The sequence below is a fragment of the Anoxybacillus dikiliensis genome, from assembly GCF_050613275.1.
Lineage (GTDB): Bacteria > Bacillota > Bacilli > Bacillales > Anoxybacillaceae > Anoxybacillus.
This window is the reverse complement of the sequence record NZ_CP187112.1, coordinates 1,354,549-1,374,354: the sequence shown is the minus strand read 5'-3', so window position 1 is coordinate 1,374,354 and position 19,806 is coordinate 1,354,549. Positions and strand designations below refer to the sequence as shown.

Annotated in this window: 25 protein-coding genes; 20 read left to right on the top strand and 5 right to left on the bottom strand. The window is 37.9% G+C overall.

Annotated elements, in window-relative coordinates:
- Positions 1-67: 67 nt before the first annotated feature.
- On the top strand, positions 68-391 hold the full coding sequence (locus ACPF7I_RS07320; protein ID WP_021094066.1) for a hypothetical protein: 324 nt from the start codon (positions 68-70) through the stop codon (positions 389-391).
- Between the two features lie 99 nt (positions 392-490).
- Here ACPF7I_RS07320 and ACPF7I_RS07315 read toward each other — a convergent pair whose 3' ends face one another.
- On the bottom strand, positions 491-616 hold the full coding sequence (locus ACPF7I_RS07315) for a hypothetical protein (protein ID WP_019417697.1): 126 nt from the start codon (positions 614-616) through the stop codon (positions 491-493).
- Between the two features lie 81 nt (positions 617-697).
- Here ACPF7I_RS07315 and ACPF7I_RS07310 point away from each other — a divergent pair, with 81 nt between their 5' ends.
- From ACPF7I_RS07310 to ACPF7I_RS07300, 3 genes are all read left to right on the top strand, one after another.
- Positions 698-1,060 (top strand): hypothetical protein, encoded by a 363-nt coding sequence (locus ACPF7I_RS07310; RefSeq protein ID WP_430744087.1) that lies wholly within the window; start codon positions 698-700, stop codon positions 1,058-1,060.
- A 111-nt stretch (positions 1,061-1,171) separates the two neighbouring features.
- On the top strand, positions 1,172-1,876 hold the full coding sequence (deoD, locus tag ACPF7I_RS07305) for a purine-nucleoside phosphorylase (protein ID WP_004890338.1): 705 nt from the start codon (positions 1,172-1,174) through the stop codon (positions 1,874-1,876).
- Between the two features lie 60 nt (positions 1,877-1,936).
- Complete coding sequence (locus tag ACPF7I_RS07300) at positions 1,937-2,746, top strand: M15 family metallopeptidase (protein WP_430744088.1); 810 nt, start codon at positions 1,937-1,939, stop codon at positions 2,744-2,746.
- A gap of 2 nt (positions 2,747-2,748) precedes the next feature.
- Here the strand turns inward: ACPF7I_RS07300 and ACPF7I_RS07295 are convergent, their stop codons facing one another.
- Both ACPF7I_RS07295 and ACPF7I_RS07290 read right to left on the bottom strand, forming a co-directional pair.
- Positions 2,749-3,021, bottom strand: coding sequence for a hypothetical protein (locus tag ACPF7I_RS07295; RefSeq protein ID WP_430744089.1), 273 nt, complete (start codon positions 3,019-3,021; stop codon positions 2,749-2,751).
- Positions 3,022-3,153: 132 nt separating this feature from the next.
- A complete protein-coding gene (locus tag ACPF7I_RS07290) occupies positions 3,154-4,464 on the bottom strand; it encodes a Na+/H+ antiporter family protein (RefSeq protein ID WP_430744090.1) in 1,311 nt (436 codons plus the stop codon).
- Positions 4,465-4,691: 227 nt separating this feature from the next.
- Here ACPF7I_RS07290 and ACPF7I_RS07285 point away from each other — a divergent pair, with 227 nt between their 5' ends.
- The 4 genes from ACPF7I_RS07285 (at position 4,692) to ACPF7I_RS07270 (ending at position 6,840) form a co-directional block, all read left to right on the top strand.
- Positions 4,692-5,570 (top strand): cation diffusion facilitator family transporter, encoded by an 879-nt coding sequence (locus ACPF7I_RS07285; RefSeq protein WP_430744091.1) that lies wholly within the window; start codon positions 4,692-4,694, stop codon positions 5,568-5,570.
- 20 nt (positions 5,571-5,590) lie between these two features.
- Positions 5,591-6,490 carry an EamA family transporter RarD gene (gene rarD, locus ACPF7I_RS07280; protein ID WP_430744092.1) on the top strand — a complete coding sequence of 300 codons (900 nt, stop codon included), beginning with the start codon at positions 5,591-5,593 and terminating at the stop codon, positions 6,488-6,490.
- A 106-nt stretch (positions 6,491-6,596) separates the two neighbouring features.
- Entirely contained in the window at positions 6,597-6,701 is a 105-nt protein-coding gene (locus ACPF7I_RS07275) for a YjcZ family sporulation protein (RefSeq protein WP_021094060.1), read from the top strand.
- Positions 6,702-6,726: 25 nt separating this feature from the next.
- Positions 6,727-6,840 carry a YjcZ family sporulation protein gene (locus ACPF7I_RS07270; RefSeq protein ID WP_006318569.1) on the top strand — a complete coding sequence of 38 codons (114 nt, stop codon included), beginning with the start codon at positions 6,727-6,729 and terminating at the stop codon, positions 6,838-6,840.
- A gap of 27 nt (positions 6,841-6,867) precedes the next feature.
- On the opposite strand, the gene ACPF7I_RS07265 is transcribed toward ACPF7I_RS07270, so the two are convergent.
- Positions 6,868-8,208 (bottom strand): MATE family efflux transporter, encoded by a 1,341-nt coding sequence (locus ACPF7I_RS07265; RefSeq protein WP_430744093.1) that lies wholly within the window; start codon positions 8,206-8,208, stop codon positions 6,868-6,870.
- A gap of 153 nt (positions 8,209-8,361) precedes the next feature.
- Between ACPF7I_RS07265 and ACPF7I_RS07260 the strand changes: the two genes are divergently transcribed.
- On the top strand, positions 8,362-9,777 hold the full coding sequence (locus ACPF7I_RS07260; protein WP_430744094.1) for an alanine/glycine:cation symporter family protein: 1,416 nt from the start codon (positions 8,362-8,364) through the stop codon (positions 9,775-9,777).
- A gap of 11 nt (positions 9,778-9,788) precedes the next feature.
- Here the strand turns inward: ACPF7I_RS07260 and ACPF7I_RS07255 are convergent, their stop codons facing one another.
- Positions 9,789-11,054, bottom strand: a complete 1,266-nt coding sequence (locus ACPF7I_RS07255; RefSeq protein WP_430744095.1) for a two-component system sensor histidine kinase NtrB — start codon at positions 11,052-11,054, stop codon at positions 9,789-9,791.
- A 161-nt stretch (positions 11,055-11,215) separates the two neighbouring features.
- Between ACPF7I_RS07255 and ACPF7I_RS07250 the strand changes: the two genes are divergently transcribed.
- The 11 genes from ACPF7I_RS07250 (at position 11,216) to ACPF7I_RS07200 (ending at position 19,786) form a co-directional block, all read left to right on the top strand.
- Positions 11,216-11,422, top strand: a complete 207-nt coding sequence (locus ACPF7I_RS07250) for a YuzF family protein (RefSeq protein WP_075039100.1) — start codon at positions 11,216-11,218, stop codon at positions 11,420-11,422.
- Between the two features lie 18 nt (positions 11,423-11,440).
- Complete coding sequence (locus tag ACPF7I_RS07245) at positions 11,441-12,337, top strand: manganese catalase family protein (RefSeq protein WP_430744096.1); 897 nt, start codon at positions 11,441-11,443, stop codon at positions 12,335-12,337.
- A 157-nt stretch (positions 12,338-12,494) separates the two neighbouring features.
- Positions 12,495-13,703, top strand: coding sequence for a threonine ammonia-lyase (ilvA, locus tag ACPF7I_RS07240; protein WP_430744097.1), 1,209 nt, complete (start codon positions 12,495-12,497; stop codon positions 13,701-13,703).
- 111 nt (positions 13,704-13,814) lie between these two features.
- Positions 13,815-14,018, top strand: coding sequence for a hypothetical protein (locus ACPF7I_RS07235; RefSeq protein ID WP_021094053.1), 204 nt, complete (start codon positions 13,815-13,817; stop codon positions 14,016-14,018).
- A gap of 14 nt (positions 14,019-14,032) precedes the next feature.
- Positions 14,033-14,242, top strand: coding sequence for a DUF6501 family protein (locus ACPF7I_RS07230; protein WP_006318546.1), 210 nt, complete (start codon positions 14,033-14,035; stop codon positions 14,240-14,242).
- A 101-nt stretch (positions 14,243-14,343) separates the two neighbouring features.
- Positions 14,344-15,009: a nitrous oxide reductase accessory protein NosL gene (locus tag ACPF7I_RS07225; protein ID WP_430744098.1), complete on the top strand. Its 666-nt coding sequence runs from the start codon at positions 14,344-14,346 to the stop codon at positions 15,007-15,009.
- Between the two features lie 251 nt (positions 15,010-15,260).
- Positions 15,261-15,833, top strand: coding sequence for a hypothetical protein (locus ACPF7I_RS07220; RefSeq protein ID WP_430744099.1), 573 nt, complete (start codon positions 15,261-15,263; stop codon positions 15,831-15,833).
- Between the two features lie 3 nt (positions 15,834-15,836).
- Positions 15,837-16,454, top strand: a complete 618-nt coding sequence (locus tag ACPF7I_RS07215; RefSeq protein WP_430744100.1) for a hypothetical protein — start codon at positions 15,837-15,839, stop codon at positions 16,452-16,454.
- A gap of 150 nt (positions 16,455-16,604) precedes the next feature.
- Positions 16,605-17,000 (top strand): GntR family transcriptional regulator, encoded by a 396-nt coding sequence (locus ACPF7I_RS07210; RefSeq protein WP_035066385.1) that lies wholly within the window; start codon positions 16,605-16,607, stop codon positions 16,998-17,000.
- Positions 16,987-17,886 (top strand): ABC transporter ATP-binding protein, encoded by a 900-nt coding sequence (locus tag ACPF7I_RS07205; protein WP_430744101.1) that lies wholly within the window; start codon positions 16,987-16,989, stop codon positions 17,884-17,886. Before ACPF7I_RS07210 ends, ACPF7I_RS07205 begins: the two co-directional genes overlap by 14 nt.
- Entirely contained in the window at positions 17,861-19,786 is a 1,926-nt protein-coding gene (locus ACPF7I_RS07200; protein WP_430744102.1) for a DUF6449 domain-containing protein, read from the top strand. The genes ACPF7I_RS07205 and ACPF7I_RS07200 overlap by 26 nt, the downstream gene beginning before the upstream one ends.
- Positions 19,787-19,806 lie beyond the last annotated feature (20 nt).

The window sequence follows — 19,806 nt, the reverse complement described above, 5'->3', positions numbered from 1 at the left end:
GTAAAAAAATGCAAAAGGAATCGACAAAGCGAATCGCTAATAGTTACGTAAAGAAAAAAGAGGGGGGATGTTAGTGATTCGCATGCTTATGGGGAAAATATTAAAATCAACACAATGCTATGATGTAACGTTATTTCAAACTCCGCAATTTGGTCAAACGAAAGGATATCGTCAAGTATATCGGCTGACGGTAAATGGAGAAGATCATGATGACGTATTAGCTGAAGTTTATCGAATGTTTAATGTTCCAGATTTAGTACCGAAAGATTATCGTGCGCGGTATGTTAGTACAGGTGATATATTGCTTATTGACGAAGGAATATACGGTCAATTTTTTTATCGTTTAAGCTCGGATGGTTGGGAACGTATTCATCGTATGCATGTTCGCTAAAAAATGTCTTTAAATGTTCACAAAATTGTGCTATATTGTATATAGACAATTAGCACAAGGTTAGAGTATTATGAAAAATTCCCCTTGTGCACAAGGGGATTATTTTTTTCTTTTCTCGGCACTATACTCTTTATCATGTGCTTCAGCTTCAGCAATTAACGTATCTTTTGGAACATGATTATTTTTTTTCGGGCTATTGATACGGTTGCGATGTTTTTTTCCCAATCGTAACCCTCCTTTACATGTAGTTACATCTATTAACATCGACAAGATCATAAAAAATATACATATGGGGTGGGAAAAGCGATGTTTGCGTTCATTATTTCTCTAGTTGTCGGGATTGTTGCTATTTTTTGTTCTTTGTTTATTAAATTTGAATTAGAGCGATTAATTGGGCGGAGACAGAAAATTTTCTTCCTTCATTTCGCAAATATTAGTATCACTAACGTTGTTATTGCAAGCGCTTACTATGTGTTTAGCGGAATGTTTGAAACGAACGCACATCCATTTTATCTTATATACTTGGCGTCTTTAGAGGCGATGTTGCCGATTTACGTTGTTTGTTATTTAATATATGAACATTATGAGCAGGCGAAGAAAAAATATGTTGTGAGCGAAGATAAAAAAGTTTTGTATGTAAAACCGAAGTATTTTCGAAAAATATCGTAATGAGGACGAGGGGACTCCCCTCTTTTTTTATACATGAAAAACAATGCTTTAGCGAAACATAAGAGTGTGGTATAGTATATATGCAGCGATAAAGGCTAAAGGAGGATACATATGAGCGTTCATATTGGTGCGAAAGAACATGAAATTGCGGATAAAATTTTACTTCCTGGGGATCCGCTTCGCGCAAAGTATATTGCAGAAACGTTTTTAGAGGGAGCTACTTGTTATAATCAAGTTCGTGGTATGCTTGGGTTCACAGGTACATATAAAGGGCATCGTATTTCCGTTCAAGGAACAGGTATGGGTGTTCCATCTATCTCCATTTATATTACAGAACTTATGCAAAGCTATAACGTTCAAACATTAATTCGTGTCGGAACGTGCGGTGCGATTCAAAAAGATGTGAAGGTTCGTGACGTCATTTTAGCAATGGCATCATCAACTGATTCCCAAATGAATCGCATGACGTTCGGAGGAATTGATTACGCCCCAACGGCTAACTTCGACTTGCTGAAAACAGCATATGAAATTGGAAAAGAAAAAGGGTTGCAACTAAAAGTTGGTAGTGTATTTACAGCTGACATGTTTTATAATGAAAATGCGCAGTTTGAAAAGTTAGCACGCTACGGTGTACTTGCAGTAGAGATGGAAACAACGGCGCTTTATACGTTAGCAGCTAAATTTGGAAGAAAAGCGTTATCCGTCCTAACGGTAAGTGATCACATTTTAACAGGGGAAGAAACAACAGCTGAAGAGCGTCAAACGACATTTAATGAAATGATCGAAGTTGCGCTTGAAACAGCGATTCGTCAATAAGCGAGAAAGCTCCTGCGGCTCATTCCCCGCGGAGCTTTCTTCTATTGTGAGGGGAAAAAGATGAAAAAATGGTTATGTTGTTTTGTGATAATAATTAGCGGGTGTCAATCATTTGGATCAGTTGAGCAAGAGCAAAAAACGTCTAAGCCTCCTGTCCGAGTTGAGGAGCCAGCACCATCTCCTCAAACACCGACACCCCCTTCCAAACAACAGGAACAAGAGGAACTTGTACTTGAAGAACAATTTTGGAATCAAGTTGAAGTGCAAAACGGGGTAAAAGTGATTATGAATCCGGATAACGTGCTTGCCTTAGTAAATAAAGAACAACAATTACCGGCCGACTACAAGCCAGCTGACTTAGTCATTCCAAATGTTCCGTTTACGTTCAAAGAAACAGATGTTGAAAAACGCCATATGCGTGCTGAAGCCGCCAAGGCGTTAGAAGCGATGTTTGCAGCGGCGAAAAAACAACAAATAATATTATATGCCGTGTCAGGCTATCGTTCGTATGAGAGGCAACAACAATTATTTGCATCTGAAGTTCAACGGTTAGGAAAAGAAAAAGCGGTTGTTGCTGTTGCGATGCCGGGAAAAAGTGAACATCAAACAGGATTAGCAATGGATATTACAAGCCCAAGTGTTCAATATATGATCACGCCTGCATTTGGCGACACACTAGAGGGAAAATGGGTAGCCCAGCATGCTCATGAATTTGGTTTCATTATCCGCTATCCAAAAGGAAAGGAGCATATTACGAAATATCAATACGAACCTTGGCATTTGCGCTATGTTGGTGTAAAAGCAGCCAAGGTCATTTATGAGAAACAAATTACGTTAGAAGAATATTTTCAAATCGTAAAGAAAATATAAGGTTATACACATTTGAGCACACGATATTGTTCAAATACATGTGCTAACTTTTTAGATACGTAAATGTATAATTCTGATTGATATACAGCGGTCAGCGCTTGGCGCAAATGCAGTTGTTTGACAAATAATTCGATTTGGCGTTTGGCATACTTCATTGCTTGATGTTGTGAAATAATTTGTTTTTTCTTAATTTTTAATTCGATTTCTGTCAATAGTGAGATGGAGAAGCGAAGGATCACTGCCTCTGTTTGACCGATGAATTGCGAAAGCACCATTTCCAGCCTCCTTCGTATTTACAAATTTGAAATATACTTTACAATACATTAACATATTTTCTTCAAAAAAATTGTCGGAATGTGCGATAAAATTTCGACAAAAAAGGAGCTACAGTGAAAAGTAGCTCCTTTTTATAAAATCATGGCTGCGATCCATGCGAAAATAATGACCGGAATGTTGTAATGAATAAACGTTGGAACGCATGTATCCCAAATGTGATGATGCTGACCATCCACGTTTAAACCCGATGTTGGGCCAAGCGTGCTGTCTGAGGCAGGTGATCCTGCGTCACCAAGTGCACCAGCAGCGCCAATAATCGCAATAGTTGCCATTGGACTAAGCCCGAGCTTTATACAAAGCGGAACGAAAATGGTTGCGATAATTGGAACAGTAGAAAACGAAGAACCAATTCCCATAGTGACAAGCAGTCCGACAATTAACATAAGCAATGCACCTAGCGCTGTGTTATGACCAATAAGAGAAGCTGCCTGCTCAACAAGTTTCTCAATATGTCCTGTTTGTTTTAATACATTCGCAAATCCTGAAGCACTTAACATCACAAATCCAATAAACGCCATCATGCGCATGCCTTCTGTCAATAAACGATCACCTTCTGTTAAACGAATGCATCCGCTTAAGTAGATGACAACTATTCCTGCAAATGCCCCAAAAATCATGGAGTCAAGAACAAGTTGGACGGTTAAAGCAGTAATAACAGCGACGATCGCAAACCATACTCCTCGTTGTTGAAACGATTGAGTTTCTTGGCTTTCTCGTTGTATTGGTTTATATGTGCGCGGTTTACGATACGTAAAAAAAGCAAGGAGTAAGCCAACAATCATCCCAAGCGAAGGGAAAAACATCGCTTTTGGAATATCTGATTTTGTAACAACTAGCCCACCTTGAGCCATGTTTGATTGTACAATGTCATGAAAAATAGCCCCAAATCCAGTCGGTAGCCACATATATGGAGTAATTAAACCGAACGTAATAATTGATGCGACTAACCGACGATCCACATGCAGCTCATTTAAGACGTGCAAAAGTGGAGGGATCAAAATAGGAATAAACGCAATATGGATTGGAATTAAGTTTTGTGAAAAACATGACATGAGTAGGATGATAAGAAGAACAAGCGCTTTCGAATATTGCTTTCTTTTTGACTCCCCTTGTTTTCCGACCATTTTTATAATCATGTGAACAATAGCGTTCGGCAAGCCAGTTTTCGAAATGGCAATGGCAAATCCGCCTAACAACGCATAACTTAAAGCGACTTCCGCGCTGTTTCCTAATCCCTCTGAAAACACCTCAACTGTTTTAGAAAGACTGAGATTTCCAATGAGTCCTCCCAATAATGACGCGATTAATAACGAAAACACGACATTCATACGCAGTAAACTAAGAATAAGCATGACGAGTACTGAGATGACAACAGCGTTCATAATCGTGACCTCCAAAATACTTTAGTTTGATAAATTGGTAGAGTGGTGAAACACTAAACAATCTATCATATATACGAATCGTTCGTCAACAATAAATTTGGTTTAAGGCAATGTTATTGCCTGTTTCCTACTGTTCTTCGATGAGCCAATTTTGTTGCTGTAGACCCACACGATATATGCTTGGTACAATGATAACGCAAAAAATGATGAAGAAGTTGGTGGAACAGATGACAAAAATGAAACCTGAATTTGGGGCGTGGGTGAGCATTGGCTCTTATATCGTCTTATCTTTGGGGAAGTTATACGTCGGATATATGTCAAATTCTGAGGCGTTAAAAGCTGATGGGTGGAATAACTTTACGGATATTCTTGCCTCTATCGCTATTTTAATTGGACTGCTCATCGCAAAAAAACCTCGGGATGACAACCATCCATACGGTCATTCGCGCGCGGAACATATTTCATCTTTAATTGCGGCGTTTATTATGATGTCGATTGGAGTGGATGTATTGATAAACGCAGTGCAAACGTTGAAAGAGGGGGAGTATGTGAAACCAGATTGGATTGCGGTATGGACAGCAGGTGCTTCAGCTGTATTTATGTTTTTTGTATATATGTTTAACAACCGTTTAGCAATAGCTACAAATAGTCAAGCACTTGCTGCTGCTGCGAAAGACCATTTATCCGATGTGCTCGTTAGTGTAGGAACGGTTGTTGGGGTCATTGGTGCTCAGTTACATATGCGTTGGCTTGATCCTGTTACGGCTTTTGTTATTGGATTTATGATTTGCAAGACAGCATGGGATATTTTTAAAGAAGCATCCCATACGTTGACGGATGGGTTCGATGACGAAATGTTAAAGCAATATAAACAGGAAATTGAGCGTATTGACGGTGTGAAACAGGTAGTAGATATTAAGGGAAGAATGTATGGGAATGAAGTTGTCATAGATGTTACGATTTGTGTTGCCCCGTATTTAAATGTCGTGACAAGTCATGACATTGCCGATCAAGTTGAGCGCTTGCTCGAAAAAAAGTATGGAGTTGTCTATGCCCACGTTCATATTGAGCCGTATGAACAAGAGTATGTTTTCCGTGGGGATTGAGATAGGAGAGGAGTTGTAAAATGGAAAGTAGAACAATTGGGGTGATTTATGCGCTATCTGCGTACGTACTATGGGGAATATTACCTTTATATTGGAAATTACTTCAGCATATCGGGGCAGAAGAGATTTTATCTTATCGTATCGTCACTTCTTTTTTATTTATGATTGCATTGTTGTTTATTCAAAAAAGCTGGTCTACGTTTTTACATACGTGTCAATGGTTATGGAAAGAAAAAAAGCGAGCAGTCGCTTTCATTGTTGCTGCGATGCTTATTAGTACAAATTGGTTTATTTACATATGGGCTGTTAATCATGATCATATGGTTGAAGCAAGTCTAGGCTATTATATGAATCCGCTATTAAATGTTTTATTAGGTGTTATTGTGTTAAAAGAGCGTCTGTACAAATGGCAAGTTGTCTCGTTTATTTTAGCTGCTTTTGGTGTTGTGCTGATGACGATGGAATACGGTAAATTTCCATGGATCGCTCTGTCGCTTGCTTGTAGCTTCGCGTTGTATAGCCTTGTGAAAAAGGTGATTAAAGTTGATGCAACAATCGGTTTAACAGTAGAGACGATGCTTGTTACTCCTTTTGCACTAGCATGGATTGTTCATTCGTTTAGCGAATGGTCAGAACCTTCTTTTTCATTGATGACGATGTTGTTGCTTGTTGGCGCTGGGCCAGCGACTGCCTTGCCCCTCTTATATTTTTCAAAAGGGGCACAGCATATATCGTTAACCCTTTTAGGTTTTTTACAATACATCTCCCCAACATTAAGTTTGTTGCTCGGCGTGTTTTTGTTTCACGAGCCGTTTACAAATGCACACATGTATGCATTTAGTTGTATTTGGACGGCTTTGCTTTTATTTTCACTTTCTAGTACATGGGAGAAGCGAAAAGAAAAATCATTGAACATGTAGCGCCTGTCTCGTGAACAGGCGTTTTTTTTCACCCATTTTTTTAAAAACTATAACGTTTTACTTAGCGCTTGAATAGGTTGTTAGTACAAGAAGGAGGTGTCAAAAGATGAGTGGAGGACATCATCATGGTGGTGGCTTTGCGTTAATCGTTGTATTGTTTATTTTGCTAATTATTGTTGGCAGTGCTTATATTGGTGGCTGGGGTTATTAATCAACAATAGAGGGGGAAATACGTGATGTACGGATATGGCTATGGATACGGTTACGGTTATCCAGGATACGGAAAAACATTTGTGCTCATCGTCGTATTATTTATTTTGTTAATTATCGTCGGTGCGGCTTGGTGCTAAAGAGCAAGAGGGATATCCCTCTTGCTTTTATGCATGCTTCCATTTTTGGATTAATCGCATGAATAATAGTATGGCTCCGGAAGCTAAACCAGCAATAAGACCGAGCCAATACCCAAACGGCCCAGCGGTTGTATAGTGAGTGAATACATATCCAACTGGTAAACCAATTAACCAATACGATACGAGTGCAATAAAAAATGGAAAGCGAACGTCTTTGTATCCACGTAATGCTCCTTGAATAGGAGCTGCAACCGCATCAGAGAATTGGAAAAATAAAACGTATAACAGAAAACGCTTCGTCCATTGTAAAACAAGTGCATCATTCGTATATAAGGAAGCAATCGCTTCTCGAAACAGCAATAGGACGATAGAGACAACAATAGCCATCATCACAGCAGAAGAAATACCGATGATACAGTAACGTTTCGCATGTTCTAAGCGTTTCGCTCCTACTTCAAAACCAACAATAATGGTTAAAGTAAGAGAAACGCTTAGTGGAATCATATATAGAAGGGAAGCGAAGTTTAGGGCCGCTTGATGAGCTGCGATCGTTGCTGTTCCAAATTGACTCATCAACAACGTAACAGTCGAGAAAATGCTCGTTTCAAAAAAAATAGCTAATCCAATCGGTGTGCCGATCAAAAATAATTGTTTCCAAATGGAAAGTGACATCGGATGAAGCTTTTTTAGCATATTGTATGTGGCGAAAGGTTTATGAAAGCGAACGAGCAAAAACGCACATAATAGTAAGCACCAATACGTTATGCTTGTAGCGTATCCTGCCCCTACTCCACCGAATGCAGGGATGCCCCATCGTCCGAAAATGAATATATCATTCAATAAAATGTTTAATGGCAAAGAGCATAACGTTAACATCATTGTTACATTTGTTCGACCAAGTGCATCGATAAATGAACGAAGAACATGATAAATAAAAATCGGGACAACACCAATACATAATGCTTGTAAATATTGATAAGCAACGATTCGAACATCATGTTCGATTGGCATATTTTCCAGTAAAATAGGAACGAGAAAATAAATGAGCGCAAACACAGAGAAAGCAAAGACGATCGCTAAGTATATCGCTTGCTCAACTGTTTGAGAAATACGCTCGTGGTCTTTCGCTCCAAACGCCTGGGAAACAATTGGGGTTAAACCGGTTAATATACCTCCGATTCCTGTAGATATAGCGATCCAAATGTTTGAGCCAATGGCTACACCTGCTAAATCAACTGCGCTATATTTCCCAGTCATCGTCACATCAAAAAAGTTCATCATATATAAGCTTATTTGCGTAAGAAAAATAGGAAATAATATATGTAAAAACTGCTTTATTTTTTCTTTTAACGTATATGTTTCTTTCATTTGCTCCTCCGAATACATGTGAAAAATATGAACAAACGATATTATAACATATCGTTTTCATATATTCATGGATAATCCTCTTGCTTTTCATGTTAAGTTTTGTTACATTAAAAAAGTCGTTTTTTATTATAAACATCAGGTGAGGTGACGAGTATGCAATTATTGCAAACGATTGTATCATTTTTAAACAACATATTATGGTCGTATGTTCTTATCGCTCTTTTAATTGTCGTTGGATTGTATTTTACATTCCGTACAAAATTTGTTCAATTTCGTTATTTCGGTGAAATGGTCCGTGTTATTACAGAGACGCCAGAAAAAACAGGTGCGATTTCGTCGCTCCAAGCGTTTTTCATGAGCACAGCGTCTCGCGTTGGAACAGGTAACTTAGCAGGTGTTGCGTTAGCGATTTCCGTTGGCGGACCTGGTGCGGTCTTTTGGATGTGGTTGATCGCTTTAATTGGTGGGGCATCAAGCTTTGTGGAAAGCACACTCGCCCAAATTTATAAAGTGAAAGATGGAAACGGTTATCGTGGCGGTCCGGCATATTATATTGAGCAAGGATTAAAAAAACGTTGGCTCGGTATATTGTTTGCCATTTTAATTACGTTCTCATTCGGTCTTGTATTTAACTCTGTGCAAGCAAATACGATTACATTTGCATTTGAGCACGCGTTTCAAATGGATCGTACAGTGATCGGTATTGTACTTACTATTTTAACCGCCTTTATTATTTTTGGTGGTGTGCATCGTGTAGCGAAAGCATCATCTATTATCGTTCCAGTTATGGCGAGTTTGTATTTATTGATTGCGTTTTATGTTGTCTTAACGAACATGACGGAGTTGCCAGCAATATTTTCTTTAATTTTTAAACATGCATTTGGTATTGAACAAGCAGTTGGTGGAGGCTTTGGTGCGGCAATCATGATGGGAATTAAGCGAGGCTTATTCTCAAATGAAGCTGGAATGGGTAGTGCGCCGAACGCAGCAGCGACAGCAGAAGTTTCCCATCCAGTAAAACAAGGTTTCATTCAAACATTAGGTGTATTTGTTGATACGCTAGTTGTTTGTAGTGCAACAGCATTTATGATTTTATTATCAGGCGATTATATGAAAGAAGGTCTTGATGGTATTACCTTGACACAAACGGCATTGAGCACACATATTGGTGAGTGGGCAAAAGGATTTGTTGCAGTGAGTGTATTTTTATTTGCGTACAGTTCCATTATCGGAAACTATTATTATGGCGAAACAAATATTGAATTTATTCGTTCAAGCAAAGCATCATTGCTCGTATATCGACTTGCGGTATTAGCTATGGTTATTTGGGGATCTGTATCGAGCATTCAAATCGTTTGGGACTTAGCAGATTTATTTATGGCGTTTATGGTTATCGTGAACTTAGTTTCGATTTTCTTACTTGGTCGGGTCGCTTTCGCGGCACTACAAGATTATGTTACACAAAGAAAACAAGGAAAAAATCCGGTATTTTACGCACGAAATATTGGCGTAGACCATCAAGTGCAATGTTGGAAAGAAAAACAAATCGAGTGGAAAAAAGAAGCGTAAAAATGAGGCTGCTAGATTGCAGCCTCATTTTTTGAATAAGCCGGTAATTCAATAATAAAACATGAACCATGACCGAATTTGCTTTGAACACGCATCGAGCCTTTATGCAGTTCAATAATTTTTCGCGACAAAGATAAACCAAGACCTGTTCCTGTTGATTTTGTTGAAAAAAACGGATCGAAAACGTGATGAATAATGGTAGAAGGGATACCAGGTCCATTATCACTCACATAAATTTGAACGAGATTATTATGCAATTTCGTTTCAATGTCTACCCGCAACGATTTTTCGGTTTTTGCTTCAATCGCATTGCGAAATAAGTTAATAAACACTTGCAACAACTGATTTTTGTCAATGTTAACAACGTATTGTTGTAGCTTTTCATCCAAATAATATGAAAGCTCTACGTTATGAAGAAGCGCTTCGCTTTGTAACAAAAGATCTAAATCATGTCGAATAAATTCGTTTATTCCAATCCATTCTGCTTTTACTTCGCTCGGTTTCGCAACGTTTAAAAAATCTGTAATAATATCATTTGCTCGATCGAGTTCTGGAATGAGAAGTTGATCAATGAGGGTAACGATATGTTCAGGCAGCTGTTCTTTTAAAAACTGTAAATATCCTCTTACTGTCGTTAAAGGATTTCGAATTTCGTGAGCAATCCCGGCAGCAATCCGGCCAGCGATCGCCAGTTTCTCTGCTTCTTTTATTTGATTAAGCGATTGAAACATACTAATCACACGTTTAATCGACCCATCTTCGTTATATAAAATGCGTGTATTAATGATCCCGTAATATCGATCGAGCACTTCACAATTGTAAAGTGGTTGCTTTGTTCGCAATGTTTTTAACGTCATAATTTGTTCATCTGGAATGTTCAATAATTCACGAATATGTTTACCGATCACATCATCTCGGTTTACTCCAACATCGTTTGCTGCCTGTAAGTTACATAATGTAATTTTTCCTTCGGCGTCAACGAAAACAATATGATGAGAAACAAGATCAAAAATAGGGGCTAAAAATTGTTCCACTTGCTCAAATGGATAGTCTTTTTGTAAATCAATATTCCATCGCAAAATGGGTGCTCTTTTCTCTTCCTTCACTATTGTTTCAATCGTTGGAGATGGAATATTTCTTTCCTTTTTTATTACTTTTCCGAGTTCATAATCAACGTATGAAAATGGAAAAGTAATGTGCTCCACAAAGCGTTTATATAACCGTATTTCTTCTTCAAGCTCATTTATTTTTTGCTTTAGTTGTTCATGAATTTCCATCCTTCTAACTCCTCATTTCACTATTCCTACGTTGAAGTTTAACGCAAAATTGACTAGTATGTAAATAAAATTTTATAAAACTATGTTCTAAATGAAAAATGTGATAAATAACGAGATAGAAGAATAAGATGGAAAAGAATAAACGGGAAGGAGGGAAGAAGATGACACCTCAGTTTATGTCTTTCATCGATCCTTATGTTTATCAAACATTACAAACAATTAGAGGAAAAGAGGTCATCATTGAAACGGTGCGAGGAAATGTGCAAGGTATTATTCAAGATGTGAAGCCTGATCATATTGTGTTAAAAAGTAGCGATACCCTCTTTTTTGTCCGCATCCAGCAAATCGTTTGGATTATGCCGAAATAAAAAAAGGAGGGGGACTTGATGTTCACAAGAATAAACAAGCTTCAAATTGAGTTGCCAAAATCTACGTATGCGGACGCGAATGCAGCAGCGGCCGTTCAAGAGTTACTCGGTGGAAAGTTTGGAGAAATGTCAACATTAAACAATTACTTGTTTCAGTCATTCAATTTTCGGGAAAAGAAAAAATTGAAGCCTTTTTACGATTTAGTCGCAAGTATTACTGCGGAAGAATTAGGTCATGTGGAGCTCGTTACAACAGCTATAAACTTATGCTTAACAGGGACAACGCATGAAGGTGCACCCGATATTACGCCAATGCAAAACGGGGTAGATCAACGAAATACGTATCATTTCATTGCAACTGCACAAACAGCATTGCCAGGAGATTCGATGGGAAAATCGTGGTCAGGTGACTACGTGTTCAATAGTGGGAATTTAGTATTAGATTTATTGCACAATTTCTTTTTAGAGTGTGGGGCGCGTACACATAAAATGAGGGTATATGAGATGACCGATCATCCAGTCGCACGAGAAATGATCGGCTATTTACTTGTTCGAGGAGGCGTGCATGTCATCGCTTATGCCAAAGCGCTTCAAATTGTTACCGGGGTGGATATCACAAAAATGTTGCCGATTCCGAATTTAAGTAACGATAAATTTGATGCGGCAAGAAAATACGAAGCGCAAGGGTGGCATAGAAGACTATATACGTTTAGCGAACATGATTATCAAGATGTTAAACAAATTTGGAAAGGAATACATCCGCTTGATGGAGGACAACTCGAAGTCATTCAAGGAACGCCAGCAGGTGCTCCGATTCCAGATTTAGAAGCAGTAGGGGAAACATTTGCCCCCGGTATTTCATATGAGGACTTTCTTGAAATTGCTAAGCGCCTTCAAAAATCAGCTGGCTTATAGGCTATGCCTTGTGCATAGCAATTTTTTTAGATTAATTTTTATAATAAAACTATGTTCTAAATAATCAATGAAAAAAAGAAAAAGAAAACAAGACACAATTGCCTACGGATCTGTGAATCAAATATAATAAAAGGGACACAAAGGAGGATGAAAACTGTTGATTACGCTACAACATATTCAAGAAGCTCAACAACGAATGAGAACAGTCGTTCATAAAACGCCTCTTGAATTTTCACAAACATTTAGTCGTTTATCGAATAATCGTGTATACATGAAGTTAGAAAATTTACAGAAAACAGGTTCATTTAAAGTAAGAGGATCTTACAACAAAATTATGTTGTTAAGTGATGAGGAAAAAAGTCGAGGAGTTATCGCCGCTTCAGCGGGTAATCACGCACAAGGAGTAGCCTATTCAAGCAACATGATTGGCATTCCGTGCACAATCGTCATGCCTAAAGGGGCGCCATTAAGTAAAATTCAAGCAACGCAAAGCTACGGGGCAAACGTCATTTTACACGGGGATGTGTTTGACGAGTCGTTAGAATATGCTCGCAAACTTCAACAAGAAACAGGCGCGACGTTTGTTCACCCTTTTGACGATCCAGCTGTCATTGCCGGACAAGGAACGATCGGACTAGAATTATTCGAACAACTAGACGATATTGACGCAGTAGTTTGTCCGGTTGGGGGTGGAGGTTTGCTTGCTGGTGTGGCTATTGCGATGAAGCAAAAAAATCCAGCTATTCGCGTATACGGCGTTGAATCTACTGCTTGTGCGAGCACAACAGCAGCTAAACAACATAATCAACCGATTATCATTACTCCATCCAATACAATTGCAGATGGCATTGCTGTTAAGCGCATTGGGGATTTGACGTTTTCGTACATACAGAAATATGTCGATGATATCGTTTGTGTGGAAGAAACAGATATTTCACGGACGATGTTATATTTGCTCGAACGGAATAAATTGCTTGTTGAAGGGTCTGCGGCTTGCTCACTAGCAGCTTTATTATATAACAAAATTCCGCTTGAAGGAAAAAATATTGTAGCCATTTTAAGTGGGGGAAATGTCGATGTAACGCTCATTTCACGAATTATTGAACGAGGGCTCGTTGAATCAGGACGATTCGTCACATTTTCAACAGTCATTTCTGACAAACCGGGACAGTTAAATAAATTGTTGCGCATTATCGCCGACTTAGAAGCGAACGTCATGTCCATTGATCATCAACGAATGGGGACAAACGTTCTCCCAGGGCAAGCAGAAGTGCGATTTTCCCTTGAAACAAAAAATAGGGAGCATATTGATCAAATTCAGCGTGTGTTGATACAATCCGGATACGCGATTCGTCGCCTTGATTAAAAACGTAAATCGTACATCTTTTTCTTCACGTAAAACAATGCTTTTAAAATGACGCCTTTTTTACTATTATTAAATTAAATAAACGATTGACATTAAAGGTGGGGAGAACAAATGAAACAAATAGAGTTTTTTATCGTTCCGCACCCAAGGGGAACCGTACGAGTAGATGTATATAAAAAAAACGGGTCGTACGAAGCGCACGCCAAATTTAAAGATGTGGCTACAGCGCAAGCAAGCGGAAACGATAAACATTTTGCGGTACTACAAGCGCTGCATGAGCTTGCTAAATTTTTAAATAAATATAAAGGATCTTGAAGGAGGAATCAATCATGATTCATTTAAACTGGCATGAAAGACCAACGATAAAAACGGTTGTATGTAACCATACAAATGCCGAAAAGTACATCGTACATAACGTGTTAACACCCGGCAAAGAATATGAAGTAAAAAATGAAACAGATGACTTTTATTTTATTATCGATAATCGAGGCAAAGTCGGGGGATATTATAAGCATTATTTTACAGAAAAAGCGGTGTAATGCCGCTTTTTTTCATTTTCCACACAACATTCTCAAATAAATTTCACAATTATGTATTATACTCGCTTACGGATTGAATGAAAATAAGGGGGATCTTAGTGATGAAAAAATGGATCGTGCTGTTGATCGGTGCACTTTTCTTCGCTCTAGCAGGATGCAACAATCAAGCGGAGGAGAAACAAGAAGAAACAAAACAAGCAGAGGAAAAACAAGCAGAACAAAACAAAGAACAGTCAAATGAAGAAGATGTGTTTGAGAAAGCAGCGATGGCTGAACCAGATGAAAACACTGTGTGTGTATTTTGTAATATGAAAGTGTATCCAAAGGAACACGAGCTTGGCAAATTTACAGCGAAATCTGCAACAGAAAACGGTGACGTCTTGTTTTTTGATGACATCGGGTGTTTATTTAACTATGAGCGCGATCACGGTGAAGCTGCAAAAAAATATGTACGCGATTACAATACGTTAGAATGGATTGAATTACAAAACGCGACAGTGGTGAAAGCTGACATTAAGACACCGATGAACTACGGATATGCGTTTTTCGCAAAAAAAGAAGATGCTGAAAAATTTGTAAGCGAACAACCGAATGCGACGATTGTATCTTGGGAAGATGTTGATCAAGTTGCTCATGAGCGTTATATGAAAAAGAAACAAATGATGCAAAATAAAAATGATGGACAAGGTCACGGTCATGGCGACAATATGCAACAAGATGGTCATCAAGATGGAAATATGAACAACGATGGACACAGCCATAATTAAAAAGCTGCCTTTTGGGCGGCTTTTTAATTTTTTGAAAACTACAATTAACGTATTGTTAAATATAAATCAGAAATATATACATTGAAATGAAATGGTGCTTAATGAGTATAGAATTCCCAAGAATAACATTTCGCCATTATTCTATGCTTCTTCGCTTGTGACGAAATATTTTTGTAAAAAAGAAAGGAATGAAGAGGATCGATGGAGAACGATATCCATGAAATTAACATTTTATAGAAAGCAATGAAATTATGACAGTCAAAAGAATTTTATTACTTATTCTCGCGCTAGCTTTTTTACTACCAACCATCTTAGTTAACGCCCACTCAGATCATTATAATCCTAATGGATATACTGGGGCACAAAACCTTAAGTATTGGCGTGATGCTAGTGTTTCCAGTGCAGGTTACCATAATCGTGCAGACACCGCATATGCAACTTGGAATAACATTTCTTCGAAGGTTGCTATTTCACAAGTCACTTCTGAGCCTACATATTATAGCATTATTGTTTATGCAGGAACTATCTCAGGCTCAACCGTTTATGCTACCGCAGATTATTGGACGTATGGCTTTTTCGGATGGCGTCAAGTAAATCCGGAGGATGCAAGGGATCGTTCAAGAATTCGACTCAATACACCTCAAATGAACACACTAACTTCCGCTGAATCAACTGACGTTATTATTCACGAATTTGGACACGCACTAAGCTTGAGACATAATGACAATTCAGGTGCCTCTGTAATGAAGGAGTATGAACTAACAACACACGGATCCCCTCAACAGACGGATAAAGACCATCTAAAACAAAAATGGGGAAATTAATAGATGAAAGGAGATATTACGAATATGAAAAAAAATAAGATTATCATTGTTTCAATAGCTCTGTTAGGTTTTATTTCTCTCGGCTCAAGTCTATGGTATATGTCGGCTGATAAAAAAGTAAGTTTATCAACTATTGATGCTAAACAAGTATCCTTTAACACAGTAGATGAAATGATTACCTTTTCTCAACTTGTTGTCACTGGAAAACCAATTGAAAGTGAGAACTTCGTAACATTCGATGAGAGAGGGTTTACAGTAGATGCGTATACAATTACTCAGTTTAAAATAAATAAGGTCCTTGAAAATAGAACTACTCACGATTATAAAGCTGGAGATATGATCAAGGTAGCTGAACCAAGCTACGTTTACGATAATGGTATTATGCCCGGAAAGACTAAATTTTCAATTAATAACTACCGAAACATGGATAAAAACCATAGCTACATGCTGCTTCTTGTGCCCGATTTTAAATACGATGATCTGTACGTAATTTCTGGTGTCAATGAGGGTAAACACAACATTGATATTCCTAGTAATGATGGCGAAAAAGTTGGCGTGCCTCAAGAAGCAAAGAATTATAAATTTAAAGAGGAATTAATGAAAAAATTTAATTTAAAGTAATTCTGAATAAACACTCAGGTTATTTAGAAGCACTCGGTCTGTTCTTTTGAGCCGAGTGCTTTATTCAATTTTTATAACTATTTACAACAACCGTATTATTTAATATAATACACTTATTACAGTTAGTAAGGAAAAGAAAGGGGGGACGATATGTTTGATCTTGATTTACGAAGCCGAAAACCGATTTATGAACAACTGATCGAAAAAATGAAAGAAATGATTATTCACGATGTTCTGAAACCGAATGAGCAACTGCCATCTGTTCGTTTGCTCGCTAAACAGTTAACCATTAATCCAAATACGATTCAAAAAGCATATCGAGAGCTGGAAAGAGAAGGATACATTTACTCTATTCCTGGGAAAGGGAGTTTTGTCGCTAATAAAAAAGAGGCGATTTACGATGAAAAAGTAAAACAACTAGAAGAAAGTATATTCAAACTATGTCAAGAAGCATTTTATATCGGAGTAAAAAAAGAACATATTTTTTCGATTGTGGAACGTGCACAAAGCACGATGCGAGGAGGAGAGGAACTTGATTCAAATTAATCATGTAAGCAAGCGATTTGGAGAATTAGAGGCGATTAAAGATGTGACATTTTCCGTTCCAAAAGGGTCGATTTATGGATTACTTGGATCAAATGGTGCTGGAAAAACAACACTGATGAAAATGATTGCAGGTATTTATAAACAAGACAAAGGAACGATTACTATTGATGGTGAGCCGATTTTCGAAAACATTAAGCAAAAAGAACGAATCATTTTTTTACCTGATGCACTTTATTTTTTTCCGCATACAACAATCCGACAAATGGCCGATTTTTATCGTCATATATATCCAAAATGGAACGAAAAACGTTTTTACGAAATGAAAGAGCTATTTCCTATTGACATAAACCAAAAAATACACCGTATGTCCAAAGGGATGCAGCGGCAAGTTGCATTTTGGTTAGCATTTTCTACTATGCCTGATGTGCTTATTTTAGACGAACCACTTGATGGGCTAGATGCTGTCATGAGACAAAAAGTGAAAAACATTTTATTTCAGGACGTAGCGGAAAGGGAAATGACTGTTGTTATTTCCTCGCACAACTTATTTGAAGTAGAAGATTTATGTGATCGTATCGGCATTTTGCATAATGGCTCACTCATTATCGAAAAAGAATTAGACAATTTGAAAACAAACATCCATAAAGTGCAAGTGGCGTTTCACGGTCAACCTCCTTCTACTTTCCTTCAACATTTGGATGTTGTTTATCAAGAACGTCGCGGTAGCGTCCTTCTTTGTATCATTCGTGGAGAAGAGGAACAAATCAGCGCGCATATTCATAAGTATGAGCCCATTTTATTTGATTTATTGCCGCTAACGTTAGAAGAAATTTTTATTTATGAACTGGGGGAAAGAGGATATGCCATTGAAAACATTCTTGTTTAATCGGGGAATTTTTAGTCAAATTGTTCGCAACGTCGGATGGGTTGCACTTGTTTATTTCGTCGGCCTTCTTTTTGCACTACCTATCCATATTTTTATGATGACTGAAGATGAAAATTGGCTTATGCATCATCAAACGGGTCGCATATTTGATATCGGAAGTATAATTCAATTTTCCCTTATGTTCACACTTCCTGTGTTGCTTGCCATCTTTTTATTTCGCTATATGCAAGTGAGATTGTCTGCAGATTACATTCACAGTCTGCCAGTTAAACGGGAGGCACTGTTTCTTCAGCATATTGTTGCTGCGATGATCATTCTTACTGTGCCCGTCGCAATGATTGCGGGATGTTTAATAATCATGAAACCGCTTCTTCCTGTTTCGCTATATTCACTGAAGCATATAGCCATTTGGTTTACAGGTACGGTGGCAATGAATGTATTATTATTTTCTGGAACGGTGTTTGTTGGGATGTTTACTGGCATGTCCATGCTACAAGGCGTGTTTGCTTATGTTCTGTTTTTCTTCCCAGCAGGAATATTCGTTTTACTTATGTTTAACTTGAAATATTTTTTATACGGTTTTGCATATGAATATTATTTATCCTATAACATTGACAAAATCGTACCTTTTATTCGGGTATTGAACTGGGAATCAAAACCTATTCAACCAATCGAAATATGTATATATATTGTGCTCGCTTTTATATTTTATGTATTGAGTGTATGGCCATACAAAAAACGACATGTTGAAGCAGCAACAGATGCGATCGCTTTTCGTCCGCTCCGCCCCGTATTCACATATGGTTTTACATTTTGTGTCATGCTTGTCGGTGGAGCATATTTCGGGGAGATGCAACAACGAATAACTTGGATCATTTTTGGATATGTATTCGCTTCATTGATCGGCTACTTCATTGCCCGTATCATTTTAGAAAAAACATGGCGCGTGTTCACGCATTGGAAAGCATACGTTCAATATATAGGTTTTATTGCCGTTGTCAGTTTATTATTTGCATTTGACTTATTTGGTTTTGGGAAATACCAACCCCCGTTAAATGACATTGAACGAGCATATTTTGGTGATCATATATACTATTTTGAAAATGATAATGAAAACGGGGAGAATGCGTTTTTCTACGAAAGAGACAACATCGAGCACATTTATTTGTTCCATCAGCAGTTAATGAAGCAGCAAAAATTGCAAACTGAAAATACTAAACATGTTGTCATTGGTTACGACTTGAAAAACGGAAAACGGATTGTTCGTCAATATGCTGTACCATTAGAAGTATATAATCAGTTTTACAAACCTATTTTTCATTCGCTTGAGTTTAAGAAAAATCACTATCCAATTTTGCGTATAAATGATTTCAAAAACGTTTTACAAGTACGAATAGATTCTAATTTAGGAGGGAAAGCCGTTCGATTGCGTGATCGTGAGGAGATCGAATCGTTTTTACACATACTACAGCGTCAGTTGGTAGATGAAACATTTGATCCAATCGCATGGAATCGAGAATGGGGAGCAATTACCGTCACGTATGAAAAACAAAATGGAATAACCGAGGAAACTATGATCAAGTGGAAAAAGTCGTATCATCTCGTAGATGAATGGTTGCAGCAGCGCGGTTTATTGCAGCAAGCACGGGCGACAGTAGAAGACGTGAGCGAAGTGAAAATAATTAAAAACACAAAACGGTTGAAAACATATGAGTGGACAGATGACATGATTGAACGAGCCGAGGGAATCGTCGTAGAAGATAAAACAAAAATAGAACAATGTATGCAAATGGCTGGTTGGGATGAACGTGCGGATTATATTGTCGTTACCTACTATAAAAGTGGATATGCCGACATACAGTCATTTACTAAACATTTTATCCCTCCATTCCTTCATTGAAGACCTGAGTGCTCAGGTCT